Here is a 21,277-nt window from a genome sequence, read left to right on the forward strand (position 1 = left end):
CGGCGGCACCGTCAGGATCGCTCGGCGAGGGCGTCCACCAGGCGTCGGCACGGGCCGGCGAGGTTCCACTTCTCGGCGAACGCCAGCAGCCCGTCCGGGTCGGCCGGCGCGGCGGGCAGCGCCGGATCGAAGCGCGGCAGCGGGGCGTCCCGGGCCACCCGGACCACCGTGGGCGCCACCGCCAGGTAGTCCCGGGCGGCCACCAGCCGGCCCCGCAGGCCCGGCGCGAACCCGGCGGCCGGGTCGTCCAGCGCGGCCAGCAGCGCGGCCAGCCCGCCGTAGCGGTCGATCAGCCGGGCCGCGGTCTTCGCCCCGACCCCCGGCACCCCGGGCAGCCCGTCGCTGGGGTCGCCGCGCAGGGCCGCGAAGTCGGCGTAGCCCTGCGGGGGCACGCCGTAGCGGTCCAGCACCGCCGCGCCGTCGCAGTCCTCCAGCTTGGCGATCCCGCGTCCGCAGTACAGCAGCCGCACCGGCTTGGCGTCGTCGACCAGCTGGAACAGGTCCCGATCGCCGGAGACCACCTCCACCGGCCCGGGCTGGCTGGTGGCCAGGGTGCCCAGCACGTCGTCGGCCTCGTAGCCGTCGCTGCCCAGCGCCGGGATGCCGACCAGCTCCAGGGCCGTCAGGATCAGCGGCACCTGCGGGACCAGCGTGTCCGGCACCACCTCCGTGTCCGGCACGGCCTCGCCGCCGGCCCGGGCGAGCCGGTGCGCCTTGTACGACGGCAGCAGCTCGACCCGCCACGCCGGGCGCCAGTCGTAGTCCAGCGCGCAGACCAGCCGGTCCGGGCGGCGGGTGCGGACCAGCGTGGCGATCATGTCGAGGAAGCCCCGGACGGCGTTCACCGGGCTGCCGTCTCCAGCCCGGGCCGCCGACTCGGGAATGCCGAAGTATGCCCGGAAGTAGAGGCTGGGGGCGTCCACGAGCAGCACGGGGGGTCGCTGGGTCACCGGGACAGCCTCGCACACCGGTGCGACAACCGGCCGGTCCCGAGTCCGCCGCGGCGGCCCGGCGTACCCCCGTGCCGCGGGCGGAAACCCGCGGCGGCGCGGCGGCGGTCCGGGCAGGCTGAGGTGCATGACGTTTGTCTCCGGCCTGGAGCTGTGCCGGCGTTTCCACGGCGAGCTGGTCGGCCCGGCCATCCGGGCCCGGTTCCCGGGACTGGCCTACGCGGCGGCCCGGCTGGACTCCGGCTCGGAACTGTTCGGGCTGGACTCGCGGCGGTCGATGGACCACGACTGGGGGCCGCGGCTGCAGGTGTACCTGGACCGCGGCGACATGGCGCTCGCCCCGGCGGTGACCGCGGCCGTCGACGCCGCCCTGCCGGCCGAGTTCCTCGGCCTGCCGACCCGGTTCGTCGGGCACCCCGCCAGCGGACTCGGGGTGCTCGCACCGGGTGGGGACCGGCACGGCGTCACGGTCGCGGAGGTGGGCGGCTGGTTGCTGGACGCGCTCGGCTTCGACCCGCGCGAGGGCGTGGGCACCGCCGACTGGCTGGCGGTGCCCACGCAGCGGCTGGCGGAGTTCACCGGCGGGGCGGTGTTCCACGACGGGCTGCCCGGCGCGGCGCTGAGCGCGGCCCGGACCGCGCTCCGCTGGTATCCGACCGACGTCTGGCGGTACGTGCTGGCCGCCCAGTGGGCCCGGATCGGGCAGGAGGAGCACCTGGTCGGCCGGTGCGCCGAGGTGGGCGACGACCTGGGCAGCACGATCCTGGCGGCCCGCGTCGCCCGCGACCTGATGCGGCTGTTCCTGCTGCTGGAGCGCCGCTACCCGCCGTACGGGAAGTGGCTGGGCAGCCAGTTCGCGCGGCTGCCCGGGGTGGCGCCGGCGGTCGCCGCGCTGACCGGCGCGGTGCGGGCCGCGGACTGGCCGCGCCGGGAGCGGGCGCTGGGCGCCGCGCTCACCCTGGCGGCCGAGCGGACCAACGCGCTGGGGCTGGCCGAGCCGGTCGAGGCGTCGGTACGGCCGTTCCACCGCCGGCCGTTCCTGGTGCTGGGCGCCGAACGGTTCGCGGCCGGGCTGCGGGCCGCGATCGGCGACCCGGAGCTTGCGGCCCGGCCGCCGGTCGGTGCGGTCGACCAGTTCGTCGACAGCACCGAGGTGACCACCCGGGCGGACCGCGCCCGCCGGATCGCCGGCGCCGTGCTGTCTGGCCCGCGGCCTGACCCGAACGACCGTTAAGCTATGCACTATGCGCCTCGATGACCCGTATCCGCCGGACCGGGCGGCCACCGCAGCCCTGCCCACGAAGTTCGTGCTGCCATGACCGTCGACCGCGTCCTGCCCACCGAGGAGGCCGGGGAACTCCTCGGTCTGGCCACCGAACTGGCCGACGGCGAACTCGCCCCGCGGGTTGCCGCGTTCGAGAGCCGTGGCGAGTTTCCCCGCGAGGTGCTGCGTACGCTGGGCCGCGCCGGCCTGCTGGGTCTGCCCTATCCGACCGGGTACGGCGGGGCGGACCAGCCGTACGAGGTGTACCTGCAGGTGCTGGAGATCCTGGCCAGCCGCTGGTTGGCGGTTGCCGAGGCGGTCAGCGTGCACACCCTGGCCTGCTACCCGGTCTCCGCGTACGGCAGCACCAAGCTGCGCGAACTGCTGCCGGATCTGCTCGGCGGCGAGCTGCTCGGCGCGTACTGCCTGTCCGAACCGCAGGGTGGTTCGGACGCCGCGGCGTTGACCACCCGGGCCGTCCGGGACGGCGAGGAGTACGTCGTCTCCGGCACCAAGGCCTGGATCACCCACGCCGGCATCGCGGACTTCTACAACATCTTCTGCCGTACCGGCGGGCCGGGCGCGTCCGGCATCTCGTGCCTGCTGGCCGACGCCGCGACCCCGGGCATCGTGCCGCAGGCGCCGGAGCGGACCATGGGGCTGCGCTCCTCGCCGGTGGCGCAGATCGCCTTCGACGCGGCCCGGGTGCCGGCCGACCGGCTCGTCGGCTCGGAGGGCGTCGGGTTCCGGATCGCGATGCAGGCGCTGGACTCGGGCCGGCTCGGCATCGCCGCCTGCGCCGTCGGGTTGGCCCAGGCCGCGCTGGACCACGCCAGCGGGTACGCCCGGGAACGCAACCAGTTCGGCCGGCCGATCATCGAGTTCCAGGGCCTGGGGTTCCTGCTGGCCGACATGGCCACCCAGGTGGCCGCGGCCCGGGCGCTGACCCTGGCCGCCGCCCGGCTGCGGGATGCCGGCCGGCCGTACTCGGTGGAGGCCGCCAAGGCGAAGGTCTTCGCCACCGACGCGGCGATGCGGGTGACCACGGACGCCGTGCAGGTGCTGGGCGGCGCCGGCTACGTCTCCGATCATCCGGTCGAGCGGTACCTGCGGGAGGCGAAGGTGCTGCAGATCGTGGAGGGCACGAACCAGATCCAGCGGCTGGTGATCTCCCGCGCCCTGGCCCGCGGTTGACCGCCGGGGCACCGCGCTCGTCGGCCGGTGGTGGTGCCGGTCGTGGTACGGATATCGACGCCGGTACCGGTGGCGGTTCGGGCATGCCACCGGAGCGGGAACACCGGTAGGTTTCTCCGCGTGGAAGAGACCGATCGCGCCATCCTCACCGCGCTGACCACCGACGGCCGGCTGTCCTACACGGACCTGGCCGAGAAGGTGGGGCTGTCGGTGTCCGCCGTGCACCAGCGGGTCCGCCGGCTTGAGCAGCGGGGCGTGATCAACGGGTACGCCGCGCGGCTGCGCTACGACGCGGTGGATCTTCCCCTGACGGCGTTCGTGGCGATCCGGCCGTTCGACCCGTCGCAACCGGACGACGCGCCGGAGCGGCTGGCGCACCTGCCCGAGATCGAGTCGTGCTACTCGGTCGCGGGGGAGGACTTCTACCTGCTGCTGCTGCGGGTGGCCGGTCCGGTGGACCTGGAGCGGGTGCTCCAGGAGATCCGTACCTCGGCCAACGTCACCACCCGGACCACGGTGGTGCTCTCCACGCCGTACGAGGGGCGGGCGCCCCGGCTGACGCCGCCCCCGGCGCCGACGCCGGGCCTCTGACCACCCGCCGCCGGCCACCGGCCGTCGCACCGCCGGCGCCGGGCGCGCCGCCGGCCCGTCCGGCCCGGCGCCTCGGCGCGCCGCGGGAGACAGACCGGTCGGTTCAGCCCCCGGTGGGGGTGTTCCAGCGCAGGATGACGGGCCGTGCGTGCTCGTAGCCGAGCGCGGAGCGGCTGCCGGTGTCCAGCCGCAGCCGGCTGCCGTCGCCGGGGCCGAGTCCGATCCAGCGGGCGGCGGCGACCCGCAGGCTGTGCCCGTGCGCGACGAGGACCACGTCGCCGTCATCGAGTGCCCGGGCGGCCCGGCCCAGCACCCGGTCGAGACGCGCGCCGACCTGTCCGGGTGACTCGCCGCCCGGACAGCCGTCGGTCCACAGGTTCCAGTCCGGCGCCTCGGTGCGGATCTGCGCGCTGGTGCGGCCCTCGTAGTCGCCGTAGTCCCACTCGACCAGGTCCTCATCGAGATCGGTCACGACCAGTCCGGCGAGTTCGGCGGTCTGCCGGGCACGCCGGCGGGGGCTGGCGAACACCGCGGCGAACTCCCGGCCGGCCAGCGCCGGCCGCAGGTCCCGGGCCTGTCGCTCACCGTCGGGGGTGAGCGGGACGTCGGTGTACGACGTGTGCCGCCCACCGGCGCTCCACTCGGTCTGGCCGTGCCGGACGAGAAGGATCTCTGCCATGCCGTCCAGTCAACCAGCGGCGGGACCCGACCGCACCCAACCAGAAAACTAGCATCCTAGGACGCGCTACGCGCGGAGTGCGCCGTCACATGACGGAAACACGGTTTCCGCACCGACGAAAACGGGCACCTCGGTCGGTACAGCAAGCCGCAGCAGAACCCGCCGACCAGGGAGTCCGAGATGAGCTTCGCCGACAAGGTTTCCAACAAGTTCGAGGAACTGAAGGGCGCCGCCAAGCAGAAGTACGGCGACGCGACCGACAACGAGAGCGTGGAGGCCGAGGGCGCCACCGAGCGCACCGAGGCGCAGGCCAAGCAGGCGGGTGAGCACCTGAAGGACGCCGGGCGGGACGCCCGGGACGCCCTGGGCGGCTGATCGCCGGAGGCGATGACGATGGGGGCCGGCGTACGGGTACGCCGGCCCCCATCGTCATCGCCTCCGCGGGCGCCTGAGGTCAGGCGTCGGCCCGCTCCTGCTCGGCCCACCACTTCTGGCCGGCCCCGGGGAGGGTGTCGATCGGGTCGTAGTAGGCGTACCGCCTGGTCAACGCGGCGTCGTCGGTGGCCTCGATGGAGGTGCGGTAGTTCTTCGTCCAGTACGAGATGCCCCGCTCGCGGTCGTACTCGGTGACCATGTGCACCCAGCGCTTGCCGACGAACGGCACGTCGCAGACGATCCGCGGGGTGGCGTAGCCGGGCAGGTAACCCATCATGTCGTGCTGGAGCTGTTCGGCGTACCAGACCGGGACCCGCCAGTGTTCGGCGTTGGGGATCATGTCGCACATGTAGAAGTAGTACGGCAGGATGCCGGCCTCGCCCTGGAGCCCGAAGCAGAGGTCGAGCAGGGCCGGGGCGGTGGCGTTGACGCCGCGCATCAGCACGCCCTGGTTGCGTACGTCGCGCACGCCGACCTCCAGGGCGGTCTGCGCGGCGCGGGCGACCAGCGGGGTGAGCGACTGTACGTGGTTGACGTGGGTGTGGATGGCGAGGTTGACCCCGCGCCGGGCGGCGGTGCGGGCCACCCGTTCGAGGCCCTCGACCACGTCCGGCTGGAGCCAGTGCTGGGGGAGACCCATCAGGGCCTTGGTGGCGAGCCGGATGTCGCGGATCGTTTCGATCTCCAGCAGCCGCATCAGGTACGACTCCAGGTTGCGCCAGGGCACGTTGGCCACGTCGCCGCCGGAGACGACGACGTCGCGGACCCCGGGGTGGGCCTTGAGGTAGTTGACGTGGGCGTCGTACCGGTCGACCGGCTTGAGGGTGAGCTTGAGTTTGTCGACGGCGGGGGTGGAGTTGCCGACCAGGTCCATCCGGGTGCAGTGCCCGCAGTACTGGGGGCAGGTGGAGAGCAGTTCGGCGAGGACCTTGGTGGGGTAGCGGTGGGTGAGGCCCTCGGCGACCCACATGTCGTGTTCGTGCAGCGAGTCGCGGGTGGCGTAGGGGTGCGACGGCCAGTCCGTGCGCCGGTCGGAGGCGACCGGGATCATGTAGCGCCGGATGGGGTCGGCGTAGAAGGTCCCGGTGCTCGGGGTGGTGTCCGGGACCATGGTGTTGAGCATCTGCGGCGGCACCAGCATGGACATGGTGGCCAGCGCGTTCTGGTCCTCGACGAGGTCGGCGTAGAAGGTGTCGTCGACGAGGTCGCCGAGGACGCGGCGTAGCTGTTTGACGTTCTTGACGCAGTTGACGCGCTGCCACTGGGCGGATTCCCACTGTTCGCGGGTGATGTCTCGCCAGCCGGGGAAGCGGGTCCAGTCGGGTTCGACGAGGGGGCGCCGGCGGTACTCGTACGGCTGGCCGCCGGCGAGCGTGGTGCTGCCGGTGGGGGCCGGTGCGGTGTGCTCCGGGGTCGGTTCGGTGTCGCGGGGGTGGGGCGTGCCTGCCGGGGTGGCCGTCAGCGGCTGCTGTGTCTGGGTCACGGATCCTCCTCGGGTGGCGGCGCCTGCTGGGTCTCCGGGGGTGCTGGTTGGTGCCGGTTGTCGGGCTGTCCCCGGGACGCTACTGGAAAATATCCTGGCTAGAAACTAGTCTGCCGTAAGTTTTACGGCCAGCGAGTCGGGTTGTGGGCTGCGGTCGCGGGTTGCGTGGGGAGGCGGCATGGGGTCACCGGTCGGGTTGCACCGGGTGCTGGAGCCGGCGGGTGTGCTGCCGCAGGCGGCGTACCGGCTGGACGCGAGCCCGCGGATCGGGCCGGACGAGGTGCGGGTGCGGGTCGAGCGGCTGAATCTGGACGCCGCGAGCTTCCGGCAGTTGGTGCGCAAGCACGGCGGCGTCGGTGCGGCGGTGCGGGACGAGGTGCGGGAGATCATCGCGACCCGGGGCAAGATGCACAATCCGGTCACCGGGTCGGGCGGGATGCTGATCGGCACGGTCGACGAGGTGGGTGCGGAGTCGCCGCTGGGCCTGGCGCCGGGCGACCGGGTGGCGACCCTGGTGTCGCTGACCCTGACGCCGCTGGCGGTGACCGACGGGCTGGCCGACTGGGACGGCCGGACCGAGCAGGTGCCGTGTGCCGGGCACGCGATCCTGTTCGCCCGGTCGATCGCGGCGGTGCTGCCGGCGGATCTGGACCCGGGGCTGAGCCTGGCGGTGCTGGACGTGTGCGGCGCGCCGGCGCTGACCGCGCGGGTGGTGGCCGAGCGCCGGGCGGCCGGCCGGGGCGTGTCGGTGGCGGTGATCGGGGCGGCGGGCAAGAGCGGCTCGTTGGCGCTGGCCGCGGCGGCGCGGGCGGGTGCGGGCGGGACCGTCGGGGTGGTGCCGGTGCCGGCGGAGCGGGACCGGTTGGTGGCCGCGGGGCTGGCGGATGCGGTGGTGCTGGCCGATGCCCGGGATCCGGTGGGGGTGTCCGGCGCGGTGTCGGGGGCGTTGGGTGCTCCGGCGGACGTGACGGTGGTCTGTGTGGACGTGCCCGGTTGCGAGCACGGGGCGGTGCTGGCCACGGCCGACGGCGGTACGGTGATCTTCTTCTCGATGGCGACGAGTTTCGCGGCGGCGGCGTTGGGTGCCGAGGGGTTGGCCGCGGACGTGACGATGCTGGTGGGCAACGGGTACGTGCCGGGGCACGCGGAGTTGGCGCTGGGGTTGCTGCGCCGGGTGCCGGGGGTGCGTGCGCTGTTCGAGGCCCGGCTCGCGGCAGACTGACGTCATGACTGCACAGCTACCGACCGGCCCGCGTGCGGCTGGGAACCCCTCGACGCTGTACCGCGGTGGAGTGTTGCACTGCCCGTCGGATCCGTCGGCCACGGCGCTGTTGGTGCGGGATGGCCGGATCGCCTGGTTGGGTCCGGACGCCGGGGCGCCGGCGGCGGAGCGGGTGGTGGAGTTGGACGGGGCGCTGGTGACGCCGGCGTTCGTGGACGCGCACGTGCACTGCACGGACACGGGGCTGGCGTTGGGCGGGTTGGAGTTGTCGGGGGCGCGGTCGGCCGGTGAGGTGCTGGACCGGGTGGCGGGGTTCGCCGCGGATCTGCCGGCGGATGCGGTGGTGTTGGGGCACGGCTGGGACGAGTCGCTCTGGTCGGACCGGCGGTTGCCGGCGGCGGCGGAGTTGGACCGGGCCGGCGGCGGCCGGCGGGTGTACCTGTCGCAGGCGTCGGTGCATTCGGCGCTGGTGTCCTCGGCGTTGCTGGTGGCGCCGGGGGCGCGGGAGGCGGCCGGGTTCGATCCGTCGGGGTGGTTGCGGCGGGACGCGCACCATGTGGTGCGGGCGGTGGCGTTGGGGTCGTTGTCGCCGGCGCAGCGGGTGCGGGTGCAGCGGGTCGCGTTGGCTCAGGCGGCGCGGTTGGGTATCGCGGCGGTGCACGAGTGTGGCGGGCCGGGTACGTCGGACGAGGCGGATTTCACCGGGGTGCTGGCGCTGTCCGGGGCGGGGCTGCCGGAGGTGTACGGCTACTGGGGTGAGTTGCTGGGGGCGGCGAAGGCGCGCGATCTGGGTGCGGTGGGTGCCGGTGGGGACCTGTACGCGGACGGGGCGTTGGGGTCGCGGACGGCGCACGTGTCGGTGCCGTACGTCGATGGTGAGCCGGGGGCGTGCGGGCACGGTTACGTGACGGCCGCTCAGGTGCGGGATCACCTGTTGGACTGTGCGGCGCACGGGATGCAGGGCGGGTTCCACGCGATCGGGGACGCGGCGTTGTCGACGGTGCTGGAGGGTTTCGCGGCGGCGGCCGGGACGTTGGGGGTGGACCGGTTGCGGGCGGGGCGGCACCGGGTGGAGCACGCCGAGTTGATGGACAAGCGGTTGATCGCGGGGTTCGTGGAGTTCGGGATCGTGGCGAGCATGCAGCCGGCGTTCGACCGGTTGTGGGGTGGCGCGGGCGGGATGTACGAGGCGCGGTTGGGGCTGGACCGGTCGTTGGCGTCGAATCCGATGGGTGCGATGCACGGGGTGGGTGTGCCGTTGGCGTTCGGTTCGGATTCGCCGGTGACGCCGTTGGATCCGTGGGGTTCGGTGCGGGCGGCGGCGTCGCATCACAATCCGGTGTTGCGCACGAGTGTGGGTGCGGCGTTCGCGGCGCACACCCGGGGTGGTTGGTCGGCGTTGCCGGCCAGGCCGCGGCGTGCGCCGGCGGAGGGGGTGTTGGCGCTGGGTGCGGCGGCGACGTTCGCGGTGTGGTCGACGCCGGCGGGGGTGCGGCGGGGTCTGCCGGTGTTGTTGGCGGCCGATCCGGAGGCGCGGGGTGCGGCGGATCCGACGCCGTTGCCGGTGTGCCGGCGCACGGTGCTGCGTGGCGAGGTGATTTTCGAGGAGGGCGGATCGTGACCGGGAAGTTGGGGTTGGATCCGGCGGTGGTGGCGCGGGCCCGGGAGTTGGCGCGGTCGGCGGGTCGGCCGGTGGTGGAGTTGGCGCGTAGCCACACGACGGTGTCGGTGGAGCGGGCGGTGCTGCGGTTGGCGGGGGTGCACGGCGCGGATCCGGAGGGCATTCCGTGGGTGAACCGGCTGGTCGATGCGGTGGTGTCCGATGTGGGGTTGGGGCACGGGGTGGCGTTGCCGGTGTTCGCGGCGGCGGAGCGGGAGCAGGTGACCGATCTGACGTTGCTGGCGCAGAAGGCGGCGGCGGGGTCGGTGCGGTTCGAGGTGCCGGTGGGTCGGGCGGCGACGGCGGCGCGGCGTTCGGCGCGGCGGGCGGCGGCCGCGGGGGTGCGGCTGGTGGATCGGCGGCGGGTCGAGCGGGAGCGGCTGGTGCGGCGGTACGGGGATGCGCCGCGGCGGCCGTGGATCTATCTGATCGTGGCGACGGGGGACATCTACGAGGACATTCCGCAGGCGCAGGCGGCGGCGCGGGCGGGTGCGGACGTGATCGCGGTGATCCGGTCGACGGGGCAGTCGTTGTTGGACTATGTGCCGGAGGGGCCGACCCGGGAGGGGTTCGCGGGGACGTACGCGACGCAGGAGAACTTCCGGTTGATGCGGGCGGCGTTGGATGAGTCGTCGCGGGAGTTGGGGCGCTACGTCCGGTTGACCAATTACGCGTCCGGGTTGTGCATGCCGGAGATGGCGGCGCTGGCGGGGGTGGAGCGCCTGGACATGATGTTGAACGATTCGATGTACGGGATCCTGTTCCGGGACATCAATCCGATCCGGACGTTCGTGGACCAGCGGTTCTCCCGGCAGGTGCACGCGCGGGCGGGGATCATCATCAACACCGGTGAGGACAACTACCTGACCACGGCGGATGCGGTGGACGAGGCGCACACGGTGACGGTGTCGCAGTTGTTGAACGAGTACTTCGCGCACGAGGCGGGGTTGGCGGACTGGCAGTTGGGGTTGGGGCACGCGTTCGAGATCAATCCGGATGTGCCGGAGTCGTTCCGGTTGGAGTTGGCGCACGCGTTGCTGGCCCGGGAGTTGTTCCCGGATGCGCCGTTGAAGTGGATGCCGCCGACGAAGCACATGACCGGGGACGTGTTCCGGGGCAACCTGCTGGACGGGTTCTTCAACCTGGTGGGTGCGATGACGGGGCAGGGCATCCTGCTGGTGGGGATGATGACCGAGGCGGTGGTGACGCCGTGGTTGTCGGACCGGGACATCGCGCTGCAGAACGTGCGGTACGTGTTGGGTGCCGCCGGCGGTCTGCACGAGGACTTCGTGCCGGCGCCGGGCGGGTTCATCCAGGAGCGGGCGCACCGGGTGCTGGGTGAGGCGGTGACGTTGCTGGAGCGGATCGTGGACGAGGGTCTGTTGACGGCGATCGCCGACGGCACGTTCGGGATCATGAAGCGGCCGGCGGACCGGGGCAAGGGGTTGGACGGGGTGGCGCGGCACGAGGCGGGCTACTACAACCCGGTCACCGACATCCTGGAGGCGAGCCGGTGAGCGCGGGCGCGGGCGTGGGCGGTGGGCCGGTGGACGGGGACGCGGGGGACGCGCCGCCGGCGCGCAAGACGATCGTCCGGCCGTACGGGGACACCACCGGCGACGGCATGGTGCAGGTGTCGTTCACGTTGCCGGTGCCGCACGACAAGCGGGCCGAGGGCGCGGCGGTGCAGTTGGCCGGGCGGATGGGTCTGGATCCGGCGATGCTGGTGCACGCGAAGCAGATGGGTGACGGGTTCACCTTCTTCGTGGTGTACGGCCGGGTGAGTCACCTGGTGGACCTGTCCGCGGTGCAGGTGGTCGAGCGGGACTACCCGCTGCTGTCGGCCAAGGAGGTCAACACGCTGGTGAAGCGGCGGCTGCGCCGGAAGCTGGCGGTGGTGGGGGCGTGTATCGGCACCGACGCGCACACGGTGGGTATCGACGCGATCCTGAACGTGAAGGGCATCGCCGGGCAGAAGGGGCTGGAGTACTACCGGGAGTTGGCGGTGACGAACCTGGGTGCGCAGGTGAGCGTGCCGGATCTGGTGGAGGCGGCGCGGGCGGCGAAGGCGGACGCGGTGCTGGTCTCGCAGGTGGTGACGCAGCGGGACGCGCACCTGCACAACACCCGGGAGATGTCGGCGGCGTTCCGGGAGGCGATGCCGGCGGGGCGGCGGCCGTTGCTGGTGGTGGGCGGGCCGCGGTTCGACGAGACGATGGCCGGCGAGTTGGGGGTGGACCGGATCTTCGGTCGGGGCACCACGCCGGGTGAGGTGGCCAGCTACCTGGTCCACGCGTTGATCATGGGTGGGAAGGTGGCGGCGTGACGGGCGATCCGCGGCTGGGGTTGACGGTGACGCACCGGCGGTACGTGCCGTACTCGCATGCGCACTACGCGGGCAACCTGGTGGACGGGGCGTACGCGTTGGGTCTGTTCGGGGATGTGGCGACCGAGGTGTGCATCCGCACGGACGGGGACGAGGGGCTGTTCGCCGGCTACGCGGACGTGCGGTTCAGTGCCCCGATCCGGGCCGGTGACGTGCTGGAGGTGACCGCCCGGGTGTCCCGGGTCGGGACGCGCAGCCGCACCCTGGAGTTGAGCTGTGTGGTGGTGTGCCGGGGCCGTCCCGACCGGGGCGGGTCGGCGGCGCAGGTGTTGGATCCGCCGATCGTGGCGGTGACCGCCACCGGCACCGTGGTGGTGCCGCCGCCGTCGGACGCGCCGGGCCGGTGAGCCGGTACGCGGTCTGCGCCGACGTCGGGTCGACCTTCACGAAGGCGGCGGTGGTCGATCTGGGCGCGGGCCGGTTGGCCGGTACGTCGGTGGCGCGTACCACCGTGGACAGTGACGTGCTGCACGGCCTGGACGCGGCGGTGGCGCGGGCGGCGGCGGGCGTGCCGCTGGGCGACGCGCCCTGGTACGTGTGCTCCTCGGCCGGGGGTGGGTTGCGGCTGGCGGTGGTCGGCTACGAGGAGCTGATCACGGCCCAGGCCGGGCAGCGGGTCGGGTTGTCCGCCGGTGCCCGGGTGGTGCACGTGGCGGCGGGCCGGTTGGCCGGCGCGGACGTGGCCGCGGCGCGGGCGGCGCGGCCGGACGTGCTGCTGCTGGTGGGCGGCACCGACGGCGGGGACGCGGAGGTGTTGCTGCACAACGCCGGTCGGCTGGCCCGGGCGCGCTGGCGGGTGCCGGTGGTGGTGGCCGGCAACGCCGACGCCGCGGCCGAGGTGGGCGCGGTGCTGGCCGGGCGGGGGGTGCCGGTGACGGTGACCGGGAACGTGCTGCCCCGGATCGGGGTGTTGGCGCCGGCGCCGGCCCGTGCGGCGATCCGGGAGGTGTTCCTGCGGCACGTGATCGGCGGGAAGCGGCTGTCCCGGGGGCGGCGGTTCGCCGGGCTGGTGCGGGCGGCCACCCCGGACGCGGTGCTGACCGGGGTGGAGGTGCTGGCCGACGCCGGTGGCGGTGACCTGGTGGTGGTGGACGTCGGCGGGGCGACCACGGACGTGTATTCGGTGCTGACCCCGGACGAGCGGGCCGTCGGCCCGGGCCGGCCGGCGGCCGGCCAGCTGTGGCGGTCCCGCACGGTGGAGGGGGACCTGGGGATGCGGTGGAGCGCGCCCGGGGTGGTGGCCGCGGCGGTGGCCGAGCGGCTCGTGGAGGACGGTGAGGCGGCGGCGCTGGCGTCGGCGGCCCGGGTCCGGGCCGCCGATCCGGGGTTCCTGGCCGCCGACGAGGGGGAGCGGGCGGTGGAGCGGCGGCTGGCGGTGCTCGCGGCGACCGTGGCGGTGCGCCGGCACGCCCGCGGTGGGGCGGTCGGCGAGCGGGCCGCGCGGGACCTGCGGGACGTCCGGCTGCTGGTGGGTTCCGGCGGGGTGCTGCGGTACGCGTCGCCCGGCGACCGGTCGGCGGTGCTGTCGGCGGTGTTGACCGACTACGCCGGGGGCTGGGCGGTGCCGCGGGCGGCGCGTCCGGTGGTGGACGCGGACTACGTGTTGGCCGCCGGTGGGCTGCTGGCGGCGGAGCATCCGGTGGCCGCGGCGCGGCTGCTGCGCCACCACCTGCTGCCGGCCTGAACCGGCCGGCTCAGCCACGCCCACACCGGCCACGCCGGCTCAGGCCGGCCGGCGTGGCCGGTGTGGGCGGCCGCGGGTGCGCGACGGTGCGCCACGGTTGGTGACGGCGATGCGACGACGCGCTGTCCGGTGGGGCGGGTCCGGACGGCGGGGCGGGGTGTCGGGGCCGACACGCCGGGCCGGTGTCGATGACAGGCCGGGGGCGGTTGACAGGTCCCGGGGGGCACCACGTACCGTCTTTGAGTCCTACCACGGGAAGCGGTTGTTGTTCGCTTCGTCCCTTCGCCCGCTGGCCGAGCGGCAGCATGCCGCGACGGCCAGGTCCAGCGGGCGGGGGTCGGCGGGGCGGCGCGAACCGGCCGCTGTTACCGGTGTCCGGACGGGATGGTGTGCGCGGCCAGTAGACAACGGGTGGGCGGGAACAGCCAGTTCGCGTCCGGTCGGTCCGAAGGTCGCACGGGTCATTCCGCCGCACCGGCCGGGAGGGGCCTGGGAGCATCGGGGCGCGGCCACTGGTCGCGCCCCGATTTCCGTTGCGGCGCGGGGGTTTGTGACCGGGAACCGGGCCACCGGACGACTCCGTGGCATGATCCGCTGATGTCGCCGATCAGGCCGGTGCCGGCGCGGTTGGCCCGTACGGTCGTCGCGGTCTGGGGCGAAGCCGGCCGCGACTGGCTTGCCGGGCTGCCGGCCCTGGTCGCCGCGGTGGCCCGGGACTGGGACCTGCGGGTCGGGGAACCGTTCGGGTTGACGTTCAACTGGGTGGCCGCGGCCACCGCCGCCGACGGCACCCCGCTGGTGCTCAAGCTGGGCGTGCCCGGCGGCCGGCACCTGGTCCGGGAGGCCGCCGCGCTGCGGATCTTCGCGGGGCGCGGGGCGGTGCGGCTGGTGGCCGAGGATCCGGCCCGGGGTGCGCTGCTGCTGGCGTTCCCCCCGTACGGCCGGTGGTGGCTGGCGCCGGTGGGCGTGGCCGGTCTGGCCGTGGCGGTGCACCGGCGGCGGCTGCGGGCCGGTGCCGGGCTGGGCCTGGTGACCGGTCTGGTGCTGTACGTCCCGATGCTGTCGTGGACGAACCTGCACACCGGTCTGCTGCCGTGGCTGCTGCTGTGCGTGTCGCAGGCCGCCTTCCTGGCCGGGGCGGGGCTGCTGGCGGCCTACCTGAGCCCGGTCGCCGACCGGTGGCGCTGGTCCTGGCCGGTGCTGACCGGCCTGGTGTGGGTGGCGCAGGAGGCGGCGCGGTCCCGGATCCCGTTCGGCGGGTTCCCGTGGGGGCGGCTGGCGTTCAGCCAGGGCGACTCGCCGGCGCTGCGGCTGGCCGCGCTGGGCGGCGCCCCGCTGGTGACGTTCGCGGTGGCGCTGGCCGGCGGGCTGCTGGCCGCCGGCGCCTGGCGGCGCTGGCGGCCGCCGGCGGCGCGGGGCTGGGTACCGGCGGTGGGTCTGGCGTTGGGCGCGGTCGCGGTGCTGGCGCTCGGCGCGCTGGTGCCGGTCGGCGGCGGTGGCGGCGGGTCGAGCGCGACCGTGGCGATCGTGCAGGGCAGCGTGCCGCGGCTCGGGCTGGACTTCAACGCCCAGCGGCGGGCCGTGCTGGACAACCACGTGCGGGCCACGATGAGCCTGGCCGCGCGGGTCGCCGCGGGTCAGGAACGGCAGCCGGACCTGGTGGTGTGGCCGGAGAACTCCAGCGACATCGATCCGCTGCGCAACGCCGACGCCGCGCGGGAGATCACCGCGGCGGCCGACGCGGTGCACGCCCCGATCCTGGTGGGCGCGGTGCTGCTGGGTCCCGGCCCGGGGCAGGTGCGCAACGCGGGGCTGCTGTGGCGGCCGGGCAGCGGGGCGGACCTGGACCAGGTGTACGTCAAGCGGCATCCGGTGCCGTTCGCCGAGTACATCCCGCTGCGTACCGTCGCCCGCTGGGTCAGCAAGGAGGTCGACCGGGTCCGCAGCGACTTCGTGGCCGGTGACCGGGCCGGGGTGCTGCACACCGGCGGGCTGGTGCTGGGCGACGTGATCTGTTTCGAGGTGGCCTACGACGGGCTGGTCCGGGACACCGTCACCGGCGGGGCGCAGTTGCTGGTGGTGCAGACCAACAACGCCACCTTCGACGAGGCGGAGGCGCGGCAGCAGTTGGCGATGGTGCGGCTGCGGGCGGTGGAACACGGCCGCGAGTCGTTGATGGCCTCGACGGTCGGAGTGTCCGGGTTCGTTACCCCGGCCGGGCGGGTAGTCGCCCCCACCGGGTTCGACACCCCTGCGGTGGTGACCCGGCAGATGCGCCTCGACCAGGGCCGTACGGTCGCCACCCGGCTGGGGGTGTGGCCGGAGGTGCTGCTGGTGGGGCTCGCCGCCGCCGGAGTGCTCGCGGCGGCGCTGGCGCGCCGACGGAGGGCACCTGCGACCGTCGGCGCCGGGATCGCCGGTACGCCGGCGGGGGTGGAGGAGCCGTGAGGGAAAGGTCCGAGCCGGTGGGTTTCCCCGGGGTGGGTCGGACGCTGATCGTGATGCCGACGTACAACGAGGCGGAGAACCTGCCGTCGATGGTGCGGCGGCTGCGGGCCGCGGTGCCCGCCGCGGAGATCCTGATCGTCGATGACGCCAGCCCGGACGGCACCGGTGAGCTGGCCGACCGGATGGCCGCCGACGACGGCAGCGTGCACGTGCTGCACCGGCCGGGCAAGGACGGTCTGGGCGCGGCGTACGTGGCCGGGTTCGGGTGGGCCCGGGAGAACGGGTTCGACGTGGCCGTGGAGATGGACGCCGACGGGTCGCACGCGCCGGAGGAACTGCACCGGCTGCTGGAGGCGGCCCGGCACGCCGACGTGGTGCTGGGCTCCCGCTGGGTGCGCGGCGCGCGGGTGGTCAACTGGCCGTGGCACCGGCTGCTGCTGTCCCGGGTGGGCAACCTGTACACCCGGGCCGCGCTGGGGATGCCGGTGTCGGACGCCACCGGCGGGTTCCGGGTCTACCGGCTGGCCGCGCTGAAGAAGCTGGACCTCGGCTCGGTCGCCTCGCAGGGCTACTCGTTCCAGGTGGAGCTGGCCTGGCGGGCCCACCAGGCGGGGCTGCAGGTGGTGGAGGTGCCGATCACGTTCGCCGAGCGGGAACGCGGCGCGAGCAAGATGAGCCCCACGATCATCGGCGAGGCGTTCTGGCGGGTGACGCAGTGGGGTGTGCACGACCGGCGGATGGCGGTGCGGCGGGCGTTGCACGGCACTCCGGGCGGTCAGGTGCGGTGGCCGTGAACGGCGCCGTGTCATGCTTGGGGAAACGGACCGGACCGGCCCCGTTTCCCCGATGAGGTGACATGTCCCGCTGGCTGAGGTTCCTGCCGCTGGCCCTGCTGATCGCGGCCGTCGTCGAGATTGCCGTGTTCGTCCTGCTCGGCCATCTGATCGGCTACGGCTGGACGCTGCTGCTGGTGCTGGCCGCGTCGGTGGCCGGGTTGTTCCTGCTGCGCCGCGAGGGGCTGCGGGCGTGGCGGTCGTTCCGGGCCGCCGCGGCGGCCGGACAGCCGCCGGGCCGGCAGATCACCGAGGGTCTGGTGGGGTTGGCCGCCGGCCTGCTGTTGGCCGCTCCCGGCCTGGTCAGCGGGCTGCTCGGGGTGTTGCTGGTGGTGCCTGCGGTGCGCCGGGGGGCGCGGCTGGTGGTGCAGCGCGGGGCCGAGCGGCGGGTGTCCTCGATGCTGGCGGGGGAGATGTTCGGACCGCGCCGGGTGCGGGTGTACCGGGGTGCGCCGCGGCCGTCGGGTCAGCCGCCCGCCGAGCCCGCCGGCCCGGGCGCGCCGTTCGGGCCGGGTGGCCCGGTTGATGGGCCGCCGTCGGGTCCGTCGACCGCGGTCCCGGGTGCCCCGGTGCCGCCTGCGCGCGATGGTGGCGGCGGCACCGACGGGGAGATCGTCGAGGGCGAGATCGTCGACCGCTGACCGGCCCGCGGCCGACCGCCGACCGCTGAACCGGCGGCGCGGACCGCGGCGCAGGTCGGCAGGCCGGCCCGCGCACAGCAAACCGCCCCCGCCGCGGGTGCGGCGAGGGCGGAGCCGGACGGTACGCGCCGCCTCAGGCGCGACCGCGGCGGGTACGTACCTCCTGGAGCCGCTCGGCCAGGATGTCCTCCAGTTCGGCGATCGAACGCCGCTCCAGCAGCATGTCCCAGTGGGTGCGCGGCGGCTTCGCCTTCTTCTGCTCGGGTTCGCTGCCGTCCACCAGCCGGGCGACGCTGCCGTCGAACTTGCACTCCCAGGTCATCGGCACCTCGGCGTCCACCGCGAACGGCACCTCGAACTGGTGGCCCTTGGCGCACAGGTACTCGCGGGTCTGGCGCGGCGCGAGTTCCGTGTTGCGATCGGACTCGTAGCTGACTGCACCCAGACGGCTTCCGCGCAGCATGCGCTCGCCCATGATCGGATGTCCCCTCGGTCGGTGCTGATTGTCATCGGTGTAACGAAATGGGCTGGGCCCGTGATTCCCACCCGAGCGGGCGGGTACGGGGCGCAACGCCCCTCCGAGGGTAGCCCCTCGGCGGACGCGGTGACCTGCCTCACCGGCCCTCGGATCTCCCGGCGGCGCCGTTGGACGCCGCCGGGACCGCCAGCCGGGCCAGGGTGGTGGCCAGGTCGCTGACCTGGGTGGCCAGTTGTTCGGCGCGCTGGCGGGCGGCGTCCCGCTCGGCCCGCGTCTCGTCCAGCCGGGCCACCAGGTCGGCGTGCCGGGCCGCTGCGGTGTCCACCGCCCGGCGGGCCTCGGCCAGATCGGCCTGGACCTGGCCCAGCTCCGCCCGGGTGGCGGTGAGCGCGGTTTCGGCCCGGTCGGCCGCCGCGCGCAGCCGGTCGGCGTCCCGCTCCGCTTCGGCGCGTACCCGGGTCAGCTCCGCGGCGGCGGACTCCCGGGCCTGGTCGGCGGCCTCGGCGCGGTCGTGCGCCCGCTGCGCCGCGACCTGCGCCCGGTCCGCCGCGGAGCGCTGCGTGGCCGCCTCCTCACGGTCGCGGCCGGCCTCGGCGCGGTACCTTTCGGCCTGCGCCAGCGCCTCGGTGGCCGACCGGGCGGCCCGGTCGGCGTCGCCGCGGGCGCTGTCCCGGTCCCGCTCCGCCTCGGCCGCGCGGCGCTGCGCCGCCTCGGCGTCGTGGCGCCGCGCGGCCACGTCCCGGCGGGCCGCGTCCCGGTCCCGTTCGGCCTGGCTGAGCAGGGCCTGCGCGCTGACCGCGGCGCGCTGCGCCTCGTCCCGTTCGGCCTGCGCCGCGGCCCGCTGCGCGGTGGCCGCCGTGGCCGTGGCGATGGCATCCTCGACCTCCCGGCGGGCCGCGGCCCGCTCGGCAACCGCGTCGGCCGCGGCGCGCTGCGCCACCCGGACCGCGGCCGTGGCCGCCTCGGCGGTCTCCCGCGCGTCGTCGCGTTCGGCCTGGGCCGCCGCGACCGCCGCCGCGGCCTCGGCGCGGACCTCGGCGACCTGCCGATCCACCCCGGCCGGGGACAGCTCGGCGTGCAGGGTGTCGCTGAGCGTCTCCACCAACTGGTCGAGCCGGTCGACGACCTCCCAGGTGCGGGCCACCTGCCCGGCCAGGCCGGGCGCCGTGCGTTGCCGCATCCGCGCGCCCCGGGCGGCCCGCTGGCAGGCGCCGTCGTTGTCCCGGCAGTACCGGAACGGCCGCCCCGCCGCCGCGCGCTGCGGCACCGGCCGCCCGCAGTGCCCGCACGGCCGGGTGGCCGCCTCCGCGTCCTCGGCCCCACCGGCTGCCACCGTTTCCATGGCCGCGAAGTCTAGGACGTGACGCCCGGACCACCGCGCGGCCCGGGCGTGCTCGCGGCCCGCCGGCCCGCGTCGCCGGGACCACCGGGACCACCGGGACCACCGGGGCCGCCGGGGCCGCCGCCGGCCGGCCCCGGCCGCGACGGACCGGGCCGCCGGTCCGCCGGGACGCGGCGCCGGCACCGGACCACGGCCGGGTACCCTGGGGGTACGCACGGGAGGTGATGAATTGTCCATTCCATCCCGCTGGGAGTCGCTGATCGAGGCCCAGATCCGGCAGGCGCAGGAGCGCGGCGAATTCGACGACCTGCCCGGTGCCGGCAAGCCCATCCCGCACACCGACCGCCCCGACGACGAACTCTGGTGGGTCAAGGACTACGTCCGTCGCGAGGGCGTACCCACCGACACCCTGCTGCCGGCGTCGCTGCGGCTGGCCCGGCGGGTGGAGCACCTTCCGGAGGAACTCGACCGGCTCGCCGACGAGGCTGCGGTGCGGGAGACCGTGACAGCGCTCAACGCGGAGATCGTCGCCTGGCTGCGCGCTCCGTGGGGACCGCCGGTGGCGCTGCGGCAGGTGGACGTCGAGGCGGCGGCGGCCGACTGGCTCGCCCGCCGCCGTACCGGAGCCGGGACCCCAGCCGGGACGGCGGCCGAGCCGGCCACCCCGGCTGGGACCGCGGCCGGGGCGACCACGCGAGCAGCGCCGGCGGCCGAGCCGGCCACCGGCGCGACCACGCCGACGTCGCCGCCGCGGTCCTCGTCCCGGTCACCGCGGGGCGCCCGCCGGTGGAACCCGTTCGCCCGGCACCCGTAGGCCGGCCGCCGCAGCAGCGCCGGCACGCCGGCCCAGTCACCCCCCGGGGAGCGCTCGATGGCCCGCACCCACCACTACCAACTCACCGTGACCTGGACCGGTGCCCGGGACGCCGGCACCGCGACCTACCGTTCCTACGGCCGGGAGCACGAGGTGAGCGCCGCCGGGAAGCCGGACATCGCCGGCTCGTCGGATCCGACGTTCCGGGGCGACCCGGGCCGGTGGAATCCCGAGGAACTGCTGCTTGCCGCCCTCGCCCAGTGCCACATGCTGGCCTACCTGCACCTGTGCGCGGTCAACGGCGTGGTGGTCACCGGATACGTCGACCGGCCGGGCGGCACGCTGACCGAGGCAGCCGGTGGCGGTCGCTTCACCGAGGTGGTGCTGCGTCCCGAGGTGACGGTCGCCGAGGCCGCGATGGCCGGGCCGGCCGACGCGCTGCACGAGCGGGCGAAGGAGGCGTGCTTCATCGCCAACTCGGTGAACTTTCCGGTACGCCACGAGCCGTCGGTGCGCACCGGCCCGTTCCTGTCGGACCCGGGTGGCATGCTGCCCGGGTGACCAGGACGCGGTACTACACGGCCACCAGCATCGACGGCTACATCGCCGACGAGCGCAACAGCCTGGACTGGCTGTTCGAGGCCGACTCCGAGGGTGCCGACCAGTTCAGCCCGTTCTTCGCCGAGGTCGGCGCGTTCGTGATGGGCGCCACCACCTACGAGTGGGTGCTCGCGCACGAGCGGCTGCTTGAGGAGCCGCAGCGGTGGCAGGGCTGGTACGGCGACCGCCCCGCCTGGGTGTTCACGCACCGCGACCTGCCCCGCATCCCGGGCGCCGACATCACCTTCGTCGCCGGCGACGTCGCCCCGGTGCACGCGGCGATGGTCGCCCGCGCCGGCGGCCGGGACATCTGGTTGGCCGGCGGCGGGGAACTGGCCGCGACGTTCGCCGACGCAGGCCTGCTCGACGAGATCATCCTCGGGGTGGCGCCGGTGACCCTCGGTGCCGGCGCCCCGCTGCTGCCGCGCCGGATCACGGCCGACCGCCTCCAACTGACCGACGTGCAGCGGGTCGGCCCGTTCGCCTACCTGACCTACCGGGTCGGGCCACCCGCCGGCCGATAGTTCGGCCCGCGGACGGCCCCACCCGCCGGCTGGGCCGGCGACTCAGCCG

Annotated in this window: 21 protein-coding genes; 16 read left to right on the top strand and 5 right to left on the bottom strand. The window is 74.8% G+C overall.

Annotated elements, in window-relative coordinates:
* Positions 1 to 11: 11 nt before the first annotated feature.
* Positions 12 to 950, bottom strand: coding sequence for a 5'-3' exonuclease (locus CIK06_RS14100; protein WP_095565216.1), 939 nt, complete (start codon positions 948 to 950; stop codon positions 12 to 14).
* Positions 951 to 1,077: 127 nt separating this feature from the next.
* On the opposite strand from CIK06_RS14100, the gene CIK06_RS14105 reads away from it, so the two are divergent.
* From CIK06_RS14105 to CIK06_RS14115, 3 genes are all read left to right on the top strand, one after another.
* Positions 1,078 to 2,184, top strand: coding sequence for a DUF4037 domain-containing protein (locus tag CIK06_RS14105; RefSeq protein ID WP_095565217.1), 1,107 nt, complete (start codon positions 1,078 to 1,080; stop codon positions 2,182 to 2,184).
* A gap of 81 nt (positions 2,185 to 2,265) precedes the next feature.
* On the top strand, positions 2,266 to 3,408 hold the full coding sequence (locus tag CIK06_RS14110) for an acyl-CoA dehydrogenase family protein (protein WP_095565218.1): 1,143 nt from the start codon (positions 2,266 to 2,268) through the stop codon (positions 3,406 to 3,408).
* A 120-nt stretch (positions 3,409 to 3,528) separates the two neighbouring features.
* Positions 3,529 to 3,999: an Lrp/AsnC family transcriptional regulator gene (locus CIK06_RS14115; protein WP_095565219.1), complete on the top strand. Its 471-nt coding sequence runs from the start codon at positions 3,529 to 3,531 to the stop codon at positions 3,997 to 3,999.
* A gap of 103 nt (positions 4,000 to 4,102) precedes the next feature.
* On the opposite strand, the gene CIK06_RS14120 is transcribed toward CIK06_RS14115, so the two are convergent.
* Positions 4,103 to 4,678, bottom strand: a complete 576-nt coding sequence (locus CIK06_RS14120; RefSeq protein ID WP_095565220.1) for a histidine phosphatase family protein — start codon at positions 4,676 to 4,678, stop codon at positions 4,103 to 4,105.
* A 180-nt stretch (positions 4,679 to 4,858) separates the two neighbouring features.
* On the opposite strand from CIK06_RS14120, the gene CIK06_RS14125 reads away from it, so the two are divergent.
* Positions 4,859 to 5,053, top strand: a complete 195-nt coding sequence (locus tag CIK06_RS14125; RefSeq protein WP_095565221.1) for a CsbD family protein — start codon at positions 4,859 to 4,861, stop codon at positions 5,051 to 5,053.
* Positions 5,054 to 5,132: 79 nt separating this feature from the next.
* On the opposite strand, the gene CIK06_RS14130 is transcribed toward CIK06_RS14125, so the two are convergent.
* Positions 5,133 to 6,596 (bottom strand): KamA family radical SAM protein, encoded by a 1,464-nt coding sequence (locus tag CIK06_RS14130; protein WP_232534203.1) that lies wholly within the window; start codon positions 6,594 to 6,596, stop codon positions 5,133 to 5,135.
* A 178-nt stretch (positions 6,597 to 6,774) separates the two neighbouring features.
* On the opposite strand from CIK06_RS14130, the gene CIK06_RS14135 reads away from it, so the two are divergent.
* From CIK06_RS14135 to CIK06_RS14175, 9 genes are all read left to right on the top strand, one after another.
* The gene (locus CIK06_RS14135; protein ID WP_095565222.1) at positions 6,775 to 7,818 is read left to right on the top strand and encodes a zinc-binding alcohol dehydrogenase; all 1,044 of its coding nucleotides are present in this window, start codon (positions 6,775 to 6,777) and stop codon (positions 7,816 to 7,818) included.
* Between the two features lie 4 nt (positions 7,819 to 7,822).
* The gene (locus tag CIK06_RS14140) at positions 7,823 to 9,439 is read left to right on the top strand and encodes an amidohydrolase (protein WP_095565223.1); all 1,617 of its coding nucleotides are present in this window, start codon (positions 7,823 to 7,825) and stop codon (positions 9,437 to 9,439) included.
* Positions 9,436 to 10,995: a lysine 5,6-aminomutase subunit alpha gene (locus CIK06_RS14145; protein WP_095565224.1), complete on the top strand. Its 1,560-nt coding sequence runs from the start codon at positions 9,436 to 9,438 to the stop codon at positions 10,993 to 10,995. Before CIK06_RS14140 ends, CIK06_RS14145 begins: the two co-directional genes overlap by 4 nt.
* 107 nt (positions 10,996 to 11,102) lie before the next feature.
* Positions 11,103 to 11,804, top strand: a complete 702-nt coding sequence (locus CIK06_RS14150; RefSeq protein WP_232534305.1) for an OAM dimerization domain-containing protein — start codon at positions 11,103 to 11,105, stop codon at positions 11,802 to 11,804.
* Positions 11,801 to 12,211: a hotdog domain-containing protein gene (locus CIK06_RS14155; RefSeq protein ID WP_198348244.1), complete on the top strand. Its 411-nt coding sequence runs from the start codon at positions 11,801 to 11,803 to the stop codon at positions 12,209 to 12,211. The genes CIK06_RS14150 and CIK06_RS14155 overlap by 4 nt, the downstream gene beginning before the upstream one ends.
* The gene (locus tag CIK06_RS14160; protein WP_095565225.1) at positions 12,208 to 13,548 is read left to right on the top strand and encodes a glutamate mutase L; all 1,341 of its coding nucleotides are present in this window, start codon (positions 12,208 to 12,210) and stop codon (positions 13,546 to 13,548) included. Before CIK06_RS14155 ends, CIK06_RS14160 begins: the two co-directional genes overlap by 4 nt.
* A 597-nt stretch (positions 13,549 to 14,145) precedes the next feature.
* A complete protein-coding gene (gene lnt, locus CIK06_RS14165; RefSeq protein ID WP_095565226.1) occupies positions 14,146 to 15,996 on the top strand; it encodes an apolipoprotein N-acyltransferase in 1,851 nt (616 codons plus the stop codon).
* A gap of 53 nt (positions 15,997 to 16,049) precedes the next feature.
* The gene (locus CIK06_RS14170; protein WP_095567822.1) at positions 16,050 to 16,790 is read left to right on the top strand and encodes a polyprenol monophosphomannose synthase; all 741 of its coding nucleotides are present in this window, start codon (positions 16,050 to 16,052) and stop codon (positions 16,788 to 16,790) included.
* A 62-nt stretch (positions 16,791 to 16,852) separates the two neighbouring features.
* Entirely contained in the window at positions 16,853 to 17,470 is a 618-nt protein-coding gene (locus tag CIK06_RS14175; protein ID WP_095565227.1) for an FxsA family protein, read from the top strand.
* A gap of 133 nt (positions 17,471 to 17,603) precedes the next feature.
* Here the strand turns inward: CIK06_RS14175 and CIK06_RS14180 are convergent, their stop codons facing one another.
* Both CIK06_RS14180 and CIK06_RS14185 read right to left on the bottom strand, forming a co-directional pair.
* Entirely contained in the window at positions 17,604 to 17,945 is a 342-nt protein-coding gene (locus CIK06_RS14180; RefSeq protein ID WP_095565228.1) for an RNA polymerase-binding protein RbpA, read from the bottom strand.
* Between the two features lie 139 nt (positions 17,946 to 18,084).
* Entirely contained in the window at positions 18,085 to 19,290 is a 1,206-nt protein-coding gene (locus CIK06_RS14185) for a hypothetical protein (protein ID WP_095565229.1), read from the bottom strand.
* A gap of 229 nt (positions 19,291 to 19,519) precedes the next feature.
* On the opposite strand from CIK06_RS14185, the gene CIK06_RS14190 reads away from it, so the two are divergent.
* Genes CIK06_RS14190 through CIK06_RS14200 form a run of 3 tightly spaced genes read left to right on the top strand, consistent with a single transcriptional unit; the run spans position 19,520 to position 21,228 of the window.
* On the top strand, positions 19,520 to 20,104 hold the full coding sequence (locus tag CIK06_RS14190) for a DUF1992 domain-containing protein (RefSeq protein ID WP_095565230.1): 585 nt from the start codon (positions 19,520 to 19,522) through the stop codon (positions 20,102 to 20,104).
* 57 nt (positions 20,105 to 20,161) lie between these two features.
* Positions 20,162 to 20,665 carry an OsmC family protein gene (locus CIK06_RS14195; protein WP_095565231.1) on the top strand — a complete coding sequence of 168 codons (504 nt, stop codon included), beginning with the start codon at positions 20,162 to 20,164 and terminating at the stop codon, positions 20,663 to 20,665.
* The gene (locus CIK06_RS14200) at positions 20,662 to 21,228 is read left to right on the top strand and encodes a dihydrofolate reductase family protein (protein WP_095565232.1); all 567 of its coding nucleotides are present in this window, start codon (positions 20,662 to 20,664) and stop codon (positions 21,226 to 21,228) included. Before CIK06_RS14195 ends, CIK06_RS14200 begins: the two co-directional genes overlap by 4 nt.
* Positions 21,229 to 21,277: the final 49 nt, after the last annotated feature.

It is taken from the genome of Plantactinospora sp. KBS50 (genome assembly GCF_002285795.1).
Taxonomy (GTDB): Bacteria; Actinomycetota; Actinomycetes; order Mycobacteriales; family Micromonosporaceae; genus KBS50.

Coding starts and splice junctions, on each gene's coding strand:
- CIK06_RS14140 (WP_095565223.1), top strand. CDS start 7,823: ATGACTGCACAGCTACCGACCGGCCCGCGTGCGGCTGGGAACCCCTCG.
- CIK06_RS14170 (WP_095567822.1), top strand. CDS start 16,050: ATGCCGACGTACAACGAGGCGGAGAACCTGCCGTCGATGGTGCGGCGG.
- CIK06_RS14185 (WP_095565229.1), bottom strand. CDS start 19,290: ATGGAAACGGTGGCAGCCGGTGGGGCCGAGGACGCGGAGGCGGCCACC.
- lnt (WP_095565226.1), top strand. CDS start 14,146: ATGTCGCCGATCAGGCCGGTGCCGGCGCGGTTGGCCCGTACGGTCGTC.
- CIK06_RS14150 (WP_232534305.1), top strand. CDS start 11,103: ATGGTGCAGGTGTCGTTCACGTTGCCGGTGCCGCACGACAAGCGGGCC.
- CIK06_RS14120 (WP_095565220.1), bottom strand. CDS start 4,678: ATGGCAGAGATCCTTCTCGTCCGGCACGGCCAGACCGAGTGGAGCGCC.
- CIK06_RS14125 (WP_095565221.1), top strand. CDS start 4,859: ATGAGCTTCGCCGACAAGGTTTCCAACAAGTTCGAGGAACTGAAGGGC.
- CIK06_RS14180 (WP_095565228.1), bottom strand. CDS start 17,945: ATGGGCGAGCGCATGCTGCGCGGAAGCCGTCTGGGTGCAGTCAGCTAC.
- CIK06_RS14105 (WP_095565217.1), top strand. CDS start 1,078: ATGACGTTTGTCTCCGGCCTGGAGCTGTGCCGGCGTTTCCACGGCGAG.
- CIK06_RS14110 (WP_095565218.1), top strand. CDS start 2,266: ATGACCGTCGACCGCGTCCTGCCCACCGAGGAGGCCGGGGAACTCCTC.
- CIK06_RS14135 (WP_095565222.1), top strand. CDS start 6,775: ATGGGGTCACCGGTCGGGTTGCACCGGGTGCTGGAGCCGGCGGGTGTG.
- CIK06_RS14195 (WP_095565231.1), top strand. CDS start 20,162: ATGGCCCGCACCCACCACTACCAACTCACCGTGACCTGGACCGGTGCC.
- CIK06_RS14175 (WP_095565227.1), top strand. CDS start 16,853: ATGTCCCGCTGGCTGAGGTTCCTGCCGCTGGCCCTGCTGATCGCGGCC.